The sequence below is a fragment of the Streptomyces sp. NPDC093094 genome (assembly GCF_044754345.1).
GTDB lineage: Bacteria > Actinomycetota > Actinomycetes > Streptomycetales > Streptomycetaceae > Streptomyces.
Genome location: NZ_JBIVOX010000008.1, coordinates 87768 through 101385 on the forward strand (window position 1 = coordinate 87768; position 13618 = coordinate 101385).

Here is a 13618-nt window from a genome sequence, read left to right on the forward strand (position 1 = left end):
GCACCGGCTGTCAGCGCCAGGGGCCCGCCCGAAGGCCGAGTCCGGTGCCGGCCAGGTGGCGGTACTCCAGGGCGGCCAGCACCGTCATGAGCACGGCCCCGCCCAAAGAAAGCGACAGTTGCACGCCGTACGGCAGGATGTCCTGGGCCGGCGGTGCCAGCAACGGCACGCTGACCCCCGCGTCACGGGCCAGGTTGAAGGCCAACAGCAGCCATACCAGGGCGACACTGAGGACCGGCGCGAGCATGGGGTGGGCGTCCGCGCAGGCGAACGTGTAGCGCGCCGCGTAGTAGGTGCTGCACACCAGGAACGCCAACACCCAGAGCGACAGGAGCATGTTGGCCAGCGCGCTCCAGGTCATGCCGCCGCTCGCGGCAGCCCGGTCGACCTCGTCGTCCCGGAAGTAGATGAGGCCCACGGCGCGCAGCAGGAACACCAGCCCGATACCGCCCCAGGCGGGCAGCAGCGGCCGGAAGACCGCCCGCAGCGCCCGGGAGCGCTGGTCGGGCGCTGCCAGCACAACGGCGAGCAGGCAGCCCAAGGTCACCAGCGGGACGGCGAGCAGCACCGTGTCGGTGACCTCGTTGCCGAAGCGCTCGACGTAGGCACCGATTCCCGTTGCCCCGTAGCGGAGGCTGAGCAGCGCCCAGACGGTCAGGCCGAGAAGGCTGCGCAGGAGCCCGAGGCGGGCCAGCAGGCTGTTGCGGACCTCGTAGATGTCGCGCGGCACGAAGATCAGCCGGCTCAGCCCGCGCGGGGAGAGCACCGTGGCGACAGTGAGCGGCGGCCGGACGCCCAGACTCTCCTCGTCGAACAGCCGTCGCCCTCTCACCGCGACCGGAACCACCGCCCGCCGCCAGACCAGCATCACGCCCGCGGCCACCACGGCGAGCAGCAGCAACCCCAGCACACCCAAGAAGACCAGCCCCACGAGCGCGGACGAGCCGTCCATCCCCCACCTCCTGGCAATACCCCCACCGGGTCACGGGTGCGGCCGAAAGCGGTCGTCCGCGACCCCGACTTCTCCGGTATTTCCTGACGTTGTCTCCATCATGCGCAGGCACGGTGCCGTCGAAGCCGGGCGACCGGGGATCGACCACCCCTCGCCCCGGAATCGCCCGGTACGCAGGCCACCGGAAGGGCAGGCTGGCGACATGGGGAACATCTACGTCTGCGCGGTGGGGATCGACGCCTACCCGGCCGGCCGCCACCGGCCGCTGTACGGCTGCGTCAACGACGCCCGGTCCGCCGCCCATCGGCTCGCCTCCCGGGCGGACGCGACCGGACACGTCCGGTTGCTGACCGACGCCGCCGCGACCCGCCGGGCGGTGATCTCGGGCATCGAGGAGCATCTGGGGCACGCGCGCGCCGGCGACACCGCGGTGTTCTGGTTCGCCGGGCACGGCAGCCAGATCGAGGCCACCGCAGAGCAGCGGGCAATCGAGGCCACCGGTTACTGCCAGGCGCTGGTCTGCGTGGACCAGCCGCTCCTCGACAAGGACCTGGGCCCGCTGCTGGACACGGTCGCCGCCCGCGGGGCGGCGGTGGTCGCCGTACTCGACTGCTGCTACTCCGGCGGCGGGACCCGCGACGAACCCGGTGAGGGGGTGCGGTGGACACCGCCCGATCCGGACTGGCCGACGCCGCCCGCCGCAGCGTTCCGGGACGCGGCCGACGCAGCTGCCGGGGCGGCTCCGGTGGATCCGCTACGGCACCTGCTGCTGGCAGGCAGCCGGCTGAACGAGCTGTGCCACGAGAGCGTCTGGGACGGCCGCACGTACGGGGTGTTCAGCCATGCCCTGCTGTCCGCCCTGACGGCCGCGGACGGCGACGCCACCGGCCGAGAGGTGTTCGCCGCGGCGGCGGCCGCGGTGGAGCGCAGCGGGTTCGCGCAGCATCCGACGCTGGTACCGGACCGTCCGGGCGGTCCGGCGGACCGTCCCTTCCTGGGCGGTGCAGCCGCCGGCGTCCCGGCGCCGCACATGCTCAGCCGGGGACGCGACGGATGGTACGTCAACTGCGGTGCGGCGCACGGTCTGTGGGACGGAGCGGTCCACGGCGGCGAACCCCTCCCGTCCGACCGGCCCGATGCCGTCCGGCCCGTGGGGGCGACGGTGGAGGGCACCCGGAGCGCAGAGGGACCTGATCGGACGGGCATGCTCTCGTCGCCCGCTCCCGTCCCGGCGCAGAACGGCACGCAGACGGATTCAGTGCCCGGCGGCGTCGGCGTGACGGAGTTCACCGTGCAGACGGGCAGTGCGCCCCGGACGGTGCGGGCCCGTCGCGTGTACGCCGACCGCACGCTCGTCGACCTGTCCGGCTGGCAGCCGCCGGACCCCGACGGCGTCCACCCGGCCCGGCTGTCGGCGACGGCCCTGCCCCCTGGCTCTGTCCGGTTGGCGGCGGGAGCGGGGGCCCACCGCGAGGAGGCACTGCTGCGCACAGCGCTGGACGACGCTGCCGCGGGCGGCCGGGCGCCGCTGCTGCGGCGCGGCGACGGCCGCCCGCCGGCCCCCGGCGTGCTGGCGATCACGGTGGAGACGGCCGAGGGGTGGGCCAGGATCCGGCTGCCGGCGGAACTGCCGGCCGTGCCCGACCTGCAGCTGCGGGAACCGGCGGACGCGGAGCGGGTGGTGGCCTGTCTCAGCCACGTCACACGCTGGTACCAGCTACGGGAATGGGACGCCCCGGCCTCGTCGCTGGCCGGCCGCATCGACGTGGAGATCCGGCCGTGGGGAGAGCAGGAGCTGCTGCTCCCCGACGGCGACGGGGTGTACGTCCGGCAGTACACCGGACGGCCCGGGGCGTGGCAGGAGCCGCGGGTGTCCATCCGGCTGCGCAACCGGTCCGCCGGTGAGGCACTGTGGTGCCTGCTGGTGGATCTGACCGACAGCTACGCAGCCGACCCGCAGCTCTTCCCGGGCCACTTCGTCGGCCCCGGGCACACCGGGTTCGCCCTGGACGGCGAGCCGGTCTGGCTGACGCTGCCGCTGCCCCGGGTCCGTCCGGGGGCGTACGTCCGGGACTGGCTGAAGCTCGTGGTGGCCCGTGGCGAGCTGAACACCGCCCCCTTCCACCTGCCGCCGTGGGATCCGGGAGCAGGTGCCTCGGAGCGGGGGTCCCTGAACGCCGGCACGGACGGCGTCCTGCGCCTGACACCACCGCTCGACCGGAACGCCGGACGCCGCACCCCGGTCGGCGAATGGGCGGCACGGACGCTGCCGCTGCGCACCGAGATCCCGGACGACGGCTTCTGAGCCGTCCGGACGGGCCGGGGCAGGGACGAACCCGGGCGCGGTCGAACGGCACCGGACACGGTCGGGGCAGGGACGAACCCGGGCGCGGTCGAACGGCACCGGACACGGTCGGGGCGGGAGGCCAGGAGGCACTCGGCGGCCGGAAGCAGGGATCCGGATCCGCGCGGTTCCGGGAGGCCGGGCGTGGGGCTGCGGTGGGTCATCGGCCCAGATGGGTGAAGCCCGCCCAGGCGGTCAGGTCCTCGGGGTCGATGTCGCGGGCGCGGCGGCCCAGTTCGGCCGGCATGCCCACGGGCAGCCGACGGTCCGGGGCGCGCATCCAGGACTGGGCGCTGCGCAGCGCCCGGCCCGGTGACAGTCCCTCGGTGCGCAGACAGTGGTGGAGCATGAACATCAGCAGCGAGGTGGCCTCGTCCGGCACCGGCCACAACGATCCGACCACGGTGTCCGCGCCGGCTACCTGAAACGCGGTGGCGAGGCTGTACGCCTCGTTGGGGCCACGACCGGAGACATGGCTGCGGCAGGCCGCCAGGACCACCAGCGCCGGCCGGGGCGTCTGCCCGGTCGCGCGGCCCGCGGCAGTGAGCGTCTCGGCCGGGAGTTCGCCGCCGTGCAGTGCCAGGCAGGCACTGTGCCGGGCGTTCTCGGCGATCGTGGCGTGGCACGCCAGATGCAGCACGCCGCCCTCCGCCTGCGGCGACCCGAGCCAGTCCAGCACCTCCCGGCCGGTGCCGGGGCCCTCGGCGGGCAGCCGTGGAAACGGCCGGCCCAGGTAGCGGCCGCGCGGGTAGTGGGCGAGCCGGACCGCCGCGGCCTCCTCCCCCGCGTACCGCAGGTCGCCGGTCGGGTCACCGACGACCAGGGCGGTGCCGCTGAGCCGCACGGGAGCCCGTTCGGCGACCTCGCACACGAGCCGGGCGGACGCGGCGTAGGAGATCTCGGCACGGTCCAGGGCGTGCACCGGTCGGCCGTCCGCGCCCGGCACCCGTGCGGCATGCCAGGGCACGGCGGCCAGTGGTCCCAGAGGCACGAGCAGCAGTCGCGGCAGCGGAGCCGCGGTGCCCGCCGGGTTCACCGCGCCCCCGTGGACGGCACCGGGCCGCCCTCCCGCCCGGACCGGCCGGAGCAGGTCCGGCAGAGCTGCCAGCAGAGGCTCGAGTGCGGCCGGTCCGGCCCAGGCCGCCAACCGGTCCAGCCGGCGCCGCAACGACCCGCCGCCACCGGGGCCGGGCGCGGGCGCCGCCGGGCCTCCCGCGGCCCCGCCCGGCCCCGGGCCCAGGTCGCGATAGGAGACGGGGCCGGGAGCGTAGGCGGCCAGCGGCTCGGCGTCCGCCTTCAGCAGCGGCAGGGGCAGCCCGTGGACCGTCCCGCCGGCGGACACCAGCACGGCCGCTCCCGCCGACCGACGGGTGGCGGGCACCAGGTAGACCAGGGCGTCATGGCCCAGAACCCGCAGAGCACCGGCGATACGGGCGGTGCCGGGCGGTTGTGTCAGCCGGTCCGGCGCGTCGGCCGCGGCACCTGGACCGGTGAGGACCGCCAGGACGTCGCGGCGCAGTCCGCTCGGCACGTCGGCGGTCTCGTCCAGCAACGCGACGACGGTGGTGACGTCCCCGTCGGGCGGTCCGGCCCCGGCGCCGAGAAGTGGGGCGAGACGGGATCGTGCACCCGTGGCACCGAGACCGTCTCCCTCCGGCTCGGGCCGGGCGGCGGCCCGCCAGCGTGCGGCGAGGTCGGGACGGCCGGCCGCGGTGAGCCGGTCGGGGACGGTGCGGGCGGTGACCGCGGCGTGCAGCACCAGCCCACGGCAGCCCTCCAGGGCGGAGACGGCCTCGTCGGGGGCGCCGTCGGCCAGGCACCAGCCCGCCGTCTCGGCCGCGGCGAAGGAGGCGCGGGCACCGATCTCCGCAGCGTGTCCGGTGGCGGACTGCAGGAGCGCCGCATAGGCGTACCCGCGCAGCCCTTCGGCGGCGACGGCGCGGGCGCGCCGGTGGTCGTCGCGGGCCCGGTCGCCCCGGTGCCGCAGCGCGACGGCGGTCAGGAGGCTGTACTCCCCCCAGTGCGGGTGCTCGGGACCGCCGGCGTACCTCAGCACCCGCTCCGTCAGGGCGACCACGGCGTCCTGCTCGCGCACGCGGGCCCGGCGGGACTCCCCGGGAGGACCGGTGCTGCGGCTGAGGCACAGGGCGAGGAAGGCCGCGTAGCGCATCCAGTCCGCGCTGCCGTCCTCGGCCGCGCTCACGGCGTCGCGGAGCAGGCGCAGTGCGTCCCGGAACGCGTCCGGTGCGGCGTCGGGCACCGCGGCGGGGACGGTGGCGGACCGCGCGCCCAGGGCCATGGCACGGGCGACCTGCACGACGCCCGCTTCGCCGAGCAGACGGGCCCCCGCCGCCGGCCCCAGCGCAGCCGCCGCCCGGCGGACTGCGTCCGGGTCCGGATGCGAGGCCGGATCCACGGCGGCGGACCGGCCGGGAAGCCGGGCCGACGGAACGGCACCGGCTCCCCCGAGGTGGTCACGGACCAGGCGGAGGCGCTCCATGACGACACGGATCTCCACGGCGGCGGGGTCCGCGGGATCGAGACGGACGGAAAGGGCCTCCAAGTCGGCCAGGGCAGCGCTGAGGGCCGCGGGATCGTTCCGCGAGGCGGCCCGATAGGCGGCGACGAGCGCGGCCTGGGCCCGCAACCCGACCTCGTGCATCGGGTCGCCGCCGGAGCTCCCGGCCTCCTCCGCGGCCCGGAGCAGACCCTCCAGTGCGGTGTCGACGCGATCCGCGGCGCCCCGTTCCTGCCCGGCGAGCGCTTCCGCCGCCGACAGCATCTCGGCGGCGTTCGACTCGGCCTCCCGCAGGCCCCTGGCACCGGCCAGTTGCACCGCCCGCCGCAGATGCCCGCCGGCGGCCTCGGCCGCACCGGGAGCCGCGGCCTGCACGGCGGCGTAGAGGTAGGCGCCGCCGGCACGCAGGTGCGCCAGACAGCGCTCGGCGTCGTCATGCGCGCCGTCGAGGGCGGCGCGGGACAGTTCGGCCATGGTGTCGGCATCGTGGGTGCGGGCGCCCCGGTCGACGCGGTGGTACTCCTGCAGCAGAAGACCGGCGAGACGGGCGCGGTCTCCTTCGCCGGCGGTCGTCCGGCGCCACAGCGCGACCAGGCGGGCGGGCGCGTCCTCGGGGTCACCGTCCGGGGCGACGGCCTCGCCCACCCATTTCTCGAACTCCCCGGGGTCGGAAGGATCCGGCTCAGAGGTGTTCCGCCGACCGGAGGCAGGGACCCGGCTGCCCGGAGCCGGGTTCCTGCCCGGCGGGTCGGGATCGGTGCGGCCCCGGCCCCCGGTCCCCCGCGCCGCCGTCAGGGGGAGGGCCTCGTCCGCCCCCGCGAGTACGGCCCGGCGGAAGCTGACGCGGTCCGCCGGCGAGCCCTCGCGCACCCCGCAGCCGATCAGTTCGTCCCGGGCGTAGAGCCTCAGCAGCCGGGCAGGCAGCACCTGGTCGGGGTCCGCGGCGGTGTCCAGCACCACCTGGGCGGCGCGGGCGATGTCGAGCAGTCCGGCGGGGGCCGGGTCGGACGGCCGGCGCAGGTGCTGGTACTCCGCCAGGAACAGCGCCGGACGAGCGATCGGCCCGTCACCGGGCCGCCATCGGCGCACAGCGGCGCGCAGGAGTTCCACCGCTCGCTGCCCCGCGGCCTGCCGGTGCCCGCTCCGCTCCGCGCCGGCCCCGTCGGTGTTCCGCTCGACGGCGGCGAGCACCCGCCCGAACACCTCCAGGTACACGGGAGGCAGGAGGTCCTCCGTGTCACGGCGGCCGGCCAGCCTGCGTACCCGCTCGGCCGCCGGGGCGAGGCGGTCCTGCTCCCCGAACTGCCACCACAGCAGGGCCTCGGCGCAGGCGAGGTCGGCCTCGACGAACCAGCACAGGTCGGCGTCGGGCCGGCCGTCAGGGGCACTTGCACGGGCGGCGGCCAGAGCCGCCCCGCCGGCCTCCGCGGCGGCCGCGATCCTCCGCGGGTCCCGGTCGACGCGGCCCAGGACCAGCAGAGCGGCGGCGTACTCGGCATGGAAGTACGGCAGTCCCGCACGGTCGGGGGATCCGGGCGGGAACAGACTCCGGAACTGTGCCAGAGCGGCGCCGTGATGCCGCGCGGCAAGGGCGAGGTCCTCGCGGGTCGCCGTGTCGGCACCCCGCGCCGCGAGCATCGACCCCAGCCGGTGGTGCAGGTCCAGGGCCTCCTCGGTGTCCGGTTCCTGGTCCTCCAACGCCTCGCGGGCGCGTTCGACGGCGCTGTCGAGGTCGGCGGCGGCCCCGGTGCGGTCGGCCCGGACCGCGGCGAGCTCCGCGAGCAGCCGGCGGGCCAGGGCGCAGGCGTCCGCATGTTCCGGCGGCGGTTCCGGCCCGGAAGCACCGGTGAGACCCGTCAGGCCGGCGACGAGCCACCGCTCCGCCTCTGCGGCCGTGTCCGGACACTGCTGTTCCTCGGCGCGAACGGCCAGGACGTGTCCGAGGGCGATCCGGAGCATGTGGCCTTCGCCGTCCGCCGCTGCGGTGGACGCGGCCCGTGACAGCACGCGCTCGGCGACGCGCAGGTCCGCCTCGTCACCCGTGACGGTGGCGATCCGGTAGCTCCACTCTGCGAGGGTGACCCATACCGGCGGGAGCGCCGCGGGGCGCTCGGCGGACGGCTCGGCGCGGGCGAGCAGGTCGTCGCGTGCGGCGCGCAGGTCCTCGACGGAGGTGGTGGCGGCGTCCGGCGGCACGGGCTCGCCGGAGCGTGGCGGACGGCTCACCGGCGGGACCGCGGCGCGGTACGGGTGGGCTGCGGGCGCCGGACCTGATGCAAGCCGGTGGCGTTCAGGGCGCGAGCCGCGCCCCGTACGCTTCCAGGACGTCGTTCAGCCACTGCTCCCCCTGCGGTGTGTCGAAGTCGACCGGCGGCTGCCCGGTCTCCGCCACGGCCGGCGCCGTCGGCCGGTCGTCGAAGAGCACGGCGGCACGGTGTGCGGGCTCGCGTTTGGACGTCCACACGAACCCCTGAGCCCAGGACTCGGTGTGTTCCCGGATCCAGTGTCCCCAGTCCCGGGTGTACGGATAGTCGACCGCCTCGGCCTGGACCAGCCAGGAGTCCTGCGCGACGGCCGCGAGATCGCGGCCGGAGACCAGGCAGACCATGCGTACGTCGGCGTCGAGCCGCAGAAAGGACAGACGGCGTCCGCGCACGGCGGCACGGGGCACGGCCCGGGGGGTGCCGTCGACGGCGAACGGCACCGAACGCAGCAGCGTCTCGCAGACCGCCGCCGGCACGCTCAGACCGGCGTAGAGAAACCCGTAGCGGTGGCACGGCGTGGCGTCGAACCGGCCACCGCCGTACAGGCATGGCGTGGGCACGTCCCGGTGCCCGGTGGCCTGCCGGGCGGCTGAGTGGATGCGAAACAGCGGAGTACCGGCCGGCAGCACCGTCCTGGTGGGGGTGCCGGGCAGTGCCACGGGAGGTCGGGCACGGGGCATGTCAGTCGGCCTCCGTGAGACAGCGGGCTGCCTCGATCACCTCGGCCTCACGCGGGGTCCCGAGGAGCAGGTGCGGGGCCTCGGCCAGCCAAGCGTTCGGCGACAGCCACCAGTCGGCGACGCCCCAGGGGTCGCGGCGGGCGTCCAGCAGCCGGTTGACGGTCAGCACCACCGGCCGGGGCCGGCCGTCGGCAGCGAACTGGAAGGCAGGCAGCCGCAACCGACCGCCGCCGACGGGCAGCCCGATCAGGTCCACGGTTTCGGCGTCGGCCTCCGGGTCGGCTCCGGCACGGGCGTCGGTCCCGGTGTCACGCGCAGACGGACCGGGCACGTCCTGGTCGCTCGGGGGACGAGGCCGTGGTCCGGTCTCCCGCGCGGGGACGGCCAGCAGCCGGTCGCGGACGGGGCCGAGGATCGGCCCCACCATGCGGTGCCCGTCGAGCACGAGAACCGCCAGGTCCTCGGGCCGGAACCCCAGGAACCCGGGATCCGTCCCGGTACCGGTGAAGCGCGCGGCGCCGAGCGCCGCGGCGGCATCGGGCTCCAGCACGGGCCGCAGCAGGGCCGCGGCTCTCCCGGCCGCGTCCCGCCGGGCCTCGTCGGTGGTCCCGGCCGCCCGCAGGACGGCGAGCAGGCTTGCCAGGCGTGCCAGGTCACGGGCGGTCAGCCGACTCTCGAGGCCGTCGTAGCCCGCCGCCGCCGCGGCCAGCACGCGCAGGGCGTCCACGGTCACCGCCCTGCCTCTGCCCGGTCGGACGACCGCACGGCCAGCATCCGCTGCACCAGGGCGGCCACGGTCGGCCGGCGGACCACCAGGTGGACCTCCCAGGACGCGCCGCGGGCCAGCTCGGCCTCGACGGCGGCCCAGAGCGCGGCCAGGCTCTCCTCGGGCCGCAGACCGCCCCGGCCGGCACCGAGCAGCGGCAGGCACACGGACCGCAGGGGCGGGTCGAAGCAACGCTCCTCCTCGGCGAGCAGAGCAAACACCCGGGCCGTCGCCCGGGTGACGTCCGCGGGCAGGACGTCGTAGTCGTTGGTACCGGAGCGGGGCACCGCCACCACCGCGTGGTACATCCGCCGGACACCCTGCCGGGACAGTTCACCGGCGGAGGTGGGGACGACACTGCCAGGCCGTACGACCCGGTGGTCGTGGCGGGTGTGCCAGGTGCGCAGTTCGTCGTGGACGTGGTCGTGCAGCAGCGCGCCCGTGGGGTCGTGGGAGGCTCCGGCCCGGCGCAGCGAGGCCGACACCGAGGACTTGTACGACGGCGACAGCGCGAGGTGGGTGTTGGCGGGCGACACCACGACGTCGATGTCCCGCAGCAGGTCCACGGGGTGCACGTGCAGCAGGACGCGGACGGTGCGGGAGCCTGCGGCGACCAGCAGCGGACGGTGAGTGGGCGCCAGCACCCCGGCGTCCGGTGCCACCGGCGCGGCGACGGCCTCGGGGGCCCCGGCGAGGAGGTCGAGGATGCGCTCGGAGACCTGGCCGAGCACCATCATCTCGTGGTGCTTGCGGAAGCGCTCCACGCTCACCCCGTACACCAGGGCGGCACGCTTGCGGCGGTCGGCCGCGGACCAGTCGCGTGAGCCCGGTGCCAGGCCGAGGCTGTAGGCGGCGGCGTCCCGCAGCGAACCGGACTCCAGCGTGAACACCGCGGCGCGCAGGAGCTGTTCGACGGCGACGGAGGTACCCGGCTCCTTGGATTCCAGGGTCTGCGCGGCGTCCGCCAAGCGAGGTGGCTCCAGCTCCCGCAGCCGAATGATGCCGGCCCTGCGCACCTCACGTAACTCGCGCAGGATCGCGGCGTGATCGGGCAGTCCACTGGCGGCCATGGGCCCAGGATTCCAGCGCGGCCCAGCGGTCACAACCGATTCGGCCGGTTTTCCACGGGCCGGGCCCGAGCCGGCATCCGGCCGGCGGACGACCGCTTCGGCCTGCTGCGGTTCGTCCCGCACGCGGCCGCGGCGGACGTGCACCGCAAGTGGCGAGGCCGGGCCGGGCCCGGAGGCGGTGACGGCTGCGTGAAGTGAGCCCCGCCGCCGGGGACTTCACGGACAACTCCGGGAGAGCGGGAGGAGAACGCCGAAGAGGCGTCTCCGCCGCGAGACCGTCGAGGCGATCCGCTGATCCTTCGAACGTTCTCCGAGCCCTGCCGGGCACAACAGCACGTACTGCTCAGGAAACGGTGGCACCGAGGAGCCTTCTCCGAGAGACTCCTCGGCATGCCTGACAACTCGCTGTTCGTCGCCGGCCTCACAGGCGTGACGGCGATCGTGGCCAGCTCACTGGCGAGCTGGCTGACCAGCAGGGGCAACGCCCGAGCCGCTCGGGTCCAGGTCGATGCGACTGTCGAGGCTCAGCGCCGCGAAGGCACCCGTCAGACCCGGCGGGTCGCCTACCTGGACCTCATCGAGCAGGCCCAAGTCGTCGCCGACGGATTGCGAGGAGTCGACGATCTCTCCGTCACCGAGTGTGAAGCCGCCTTGGCCGCTCACCGCGACCGGCATCAGCGACTGCGTCGGGCGGTGACGCTGGTCGACCTGGAAGGCCCTTCCACGGTCCAAGTCGCGGCATCGAACCTGCTGATCATGTCCGGCACACTCGCCACGGCCCTGGCGGCCACGGCAGAGAACGCAGGCCGGGACAACCGCCGTGAGTTCCAGGAGACGTTACGCGCCTACATTCGGCTGATCACGCCCTTCGTCGACGCGGCTGCCGCAGTGCTCAACGAGACGTAGGCACACCTTGCCGGCGGCTCATGGCCCATGTGGAGGCGCGTCGGGGCCTTCCCCTCGGAGTCGCGCGAGCTGTTGGAGGACTTGGGTGGTGCGGGTGTCCCCCGGTCCGTACATCTTCTTCAACCGGGCCACCAGCTCCGCGAGAATCCGTTCGGCGCGGGCTGTGCTCCCCGACTCTCCGAGTGCGAACGCAAGGTGCGCGAGGGCGGAGTGGGTGGTGGGGCCGTCGGGGCCGTATCGGATCAGCACGTCAGGGAGCAGGTTGCCGTAGTCGGCAGCGATCTCACCGTATGCCTCTCGACAGGCGTCGCCCTCCAGCAGGCCGGCGCCGAACAGCCGGGCCTGCCACAGGCGCTCCAGCCGATCGCGGAGGACGATTTCGTGGTCCGGACCCAGGAGCCGTTCATTGAGGGAGAGCCCGGTCAGCTTGGCACGGTAGGCGGCGCAGTGCGTGTTGTTCTTGACCAGGTAGCCGGCAGCCCGGGCCAGCGGCACCGGCCGGTGGTCGAGGTCGGCGGCGAGTCGCATGATCTCAGCGGGGTCGTCGTGACGGTTGTGGGTGCTGAGCACGTCGGCCAGATACGACGCTGCTTCTTCCGGGGTGTAGCCGCCTACGTCGACACGGAGCTGGTCCGGGCCGAGAAGGGCGGCGTCCCAGTGGCGGGCCGTGATGATCGTGAATCCGTTCGGGTTCTGCGGAGGCTGCAGACCCTGCAGGTCGGCCGGGTCGGTCACATCGTCCAGGACGAGGAGCCAGCGCCGGTCGGTGCTCTGTGCCCAGTTCATGAATCGCTCGGCCGCGCGTTCGGGACGGGCCGGGTCGGCGCCGGCCACCTCGACGCCGGCCTGGCCGTAGACCTTGAGAATCCCCTGCCGCCTACGGGTGAGTCTGCCGGCCGGCACCCACACCAGGAGGTCCACTGCGCCGTCCCGCCATGCGGTACGGGCGTAGTGAGCGGCCAGCTGTGTCTTGCCGACGCCGTCCTGTGCCGCAAACCTCCAGGCGGTGTCGGCACAGGCGCCGTCGAACATGCCGGTCGGGCGGGGCGGGTCCGCCTGGCACAGCACCACGGTCCGGCCGCCGACGGCCCCCGCGGCCAACTCCTGCACCAGCACGCGGGACGTGAAGTGATCGGCCTGCTGCGGTATCAGAGCCCCGGTGAAGTGGGGCCACGTCACCGACGGCCGCGGAGGGAGGTACTGCTCCACCCGGTCGATCCGCAGGGCCGCGACCGCGTGGTTCTGCGCCACGAGTGCCATGTCTGCGTCGACATGCGCGGCAGGGGAGGCGCCGGGCGCGGTCAGCCCTTGTCCGGACCCGGCGACGGAGGGTTTCCGATCGTCACATCGCCCATCCTCAGGGCGGCAGCTGCCTGGTTCTCAGCCTGGACGTGGGCATTTCCGCCGATGGCGATGCCCCCGTCCCCGGCCGCGACGCCGCTGCCGGAGGCTTGTGTCGAGGCCACCAGCTCGCGCAGTTCTGCGGCCGTCCGGCTGCGGTTGATCTGATCCAGCTCCTCCAGGAGGTCCTGAAAGCGTGTCTCCCACGCGGCCGCGGCCGCAGTGCGGACCCCCTGGGCCGCCTCCGGCTCAGCACCCTCCAGCTGAGCCGCCGTCCGGTCCAGCCGCTCCCGAGTCGTCCGCTCGGCATCACCGGGAGCAGGACCGCGGCCGAAGAGACGAGCGACCCGGTCCCGGACGTTCTGCCAGGCGTCCGTGCCGGCGGCCTGCGCAACGGCCACCCCGGCGGCCGAAGCCAGTGCCGTCAATGCCTGATCGAGCATGTGGTCCCCCTGCGCCGAAAGGGGACGTCGGCCCCTTCCCGGTGCCGTCAGCGTACTGCGGTTCCCGCCCGCGCAACCGGCCTACTGGACGGTCTGCTCCAAGGCGATGATGCACCTTCCGCAGGGGCCGCGCATTCGGCGAGGCCGCGGACGGCGGCTGTGCCGGGACGAGTCCTGGTCCCACCTGCGCTCCACAGGCCGGCACGGCCGGTCCGGCCGCCTCGGCGACGTCGGCCGCCGCGTCGATGTCCCGGTCCGGGGTCCGGCGACCGGAAAGGGCCCGGCGCGGTACGGCGCCGGGCCGGTGGGTGCCGTACGGCCGTGACGGCCTGTG

At 74.9% G+C, this 13618-nt stretch carries 9 protein-coding genes; 2 read left to right on the forward strand and 7 right to left on the reverse strand.

Annotation, left to right across the window (positions count from 1 at the left end; translation table 11 throughout):
• Positions 1-10: 10 nt before the first annotated feature.
• The gene (locus ACIQGV_RS18540) at positions 11-952 is read right to left on the reverse strand and encodes a hypothetical protein (RefSeq protein ID WP_402496026.1); all 942 of its coding nucleotides are present in this window, start codon (positions 950-952) and stop codon (positions 11-13) included.
• A 202-nt stretch (positions 953-1154) separates the two neighbouring features.
• On the opposite strand from ACIQGV_RS18540, the gene ACIQGV_RS18545 reads away from it, so the two are divergent.
• Positions 1155-3257 carry a caspase family protein gene (locus tag ACIQGV_RS18545; protein ID WP_402496028.1) on the forward strand — a complete coding sequence of 701 codons (2103 nt, stop codon included), beginning with the start codon at positions 1155-1157 and terminating at the stop codon, positions 3255-3257.
• A gap of 199 nt (positions 3258-3456) precedes the next feature.
• Here the strand turns inward: ACIQGV_RS18545 and ACIQGV_RS18550 are convergent, their stop codons facing one another.
• The 4 genes from ACIQGV_RS18550 to ACIQGV_RS18565 all read right to left on the reverse strand — a co-directional run bounded on the left by ACIQGV_RS18550 (position 3457) and on the right by ACIQGV_RS18565 (position 10594).
• Positions 3457-8040, reverse strand: a complete 4584-nt coding sequence (locus tag ACIQGV_RS18550; protein ID WP_402496031.1) for a CHAT domain-containing protein — start codon at positions 8038-8040, stop codon at positions 3457-3459.
• A 64-nt stretch (positions 8041-8104) separates the two neighbouring features.
• Positions 8105-8758, reverse strand: coding sequence for an RES family NAD+ phosphorylase (locus ACIQGV_RS18555; protein WP_402496034.1), 654 nt, complete (start codon positions 8756-8758; stop codon positions 8105-8107).
• Position 8759: 1 nt separating this feature from the next.
• Positions 8760-9491, reverse strand: coding sequence for a hypothetical protein (locus tag ACIQGV_RS18560; protein ID WP_402496037.1), 732 nt, complete (start codon positions 9489-9491; stop codon positions 8760-8762).
• A complete protein-coding gene (locus ACIQGV_RS18565) occupies positions 9488-10594 on the reverse strand; it encodes a macro domain-containing protein (RefSeq protein WP_402496040.1) in 1107 nt (368 codons plus the stop codon). Before ACIQGV_RS18565 ends, ACIQGV_RS18560 begins: the two co-directional genes overlap by 4 nt.
• Before the next feature lie 390 nt (positions 10595-10984).
• On the opposite strand from ACIQGV_RS18565, the gene ACIQGV_RS18570 reads away from it, so the two are divergent.
• Positions 10985-11500 (forward strand): hypothetical protein, encoded by a 516-nt coding sequence (locus ACIQGV_RS18570; protein ID WP_402496042.1) that lies wholly within the window; start codon positions 10985-10987, stop codon positions 11498-11500.
• 18 nt (positions 11501-11518) lie between these two features.
• On the opposite strand, the gene ACIQGV_RS18575 is transcribed toward ACIQGV_RS18570, so the two are convergent.
• Together ACIQGV_RS18575 and ACIQGV_RS18580 are read right to left on the reverse strand one after the other, a co-directional pair.
• Complete coding sequence (locus ACIQGV_RS18575) at positions 11519-12760, reverse strand: hypothetical protein (protein ID WP_402496044.1); 1242 nt, start codon at positions 12758-12760, stop codon at positions 11519-11521.
• Positions 12761-12801: 41 nt separating this feature from the next.
• Positions 12802-13284 carry a hypothetical protein gene (locus ACIQGV_RS18580; protein ID WP_402496046.1) on the reverse strand — a complete coding sequence of 161 codons (483 nt, stop codon included), beginning with the start codon at positions 13282-13284 and terminating at the stop codon, positions 12802-12804.
• Positions 13285-13618: the final 334 nt, after the last annotated feature.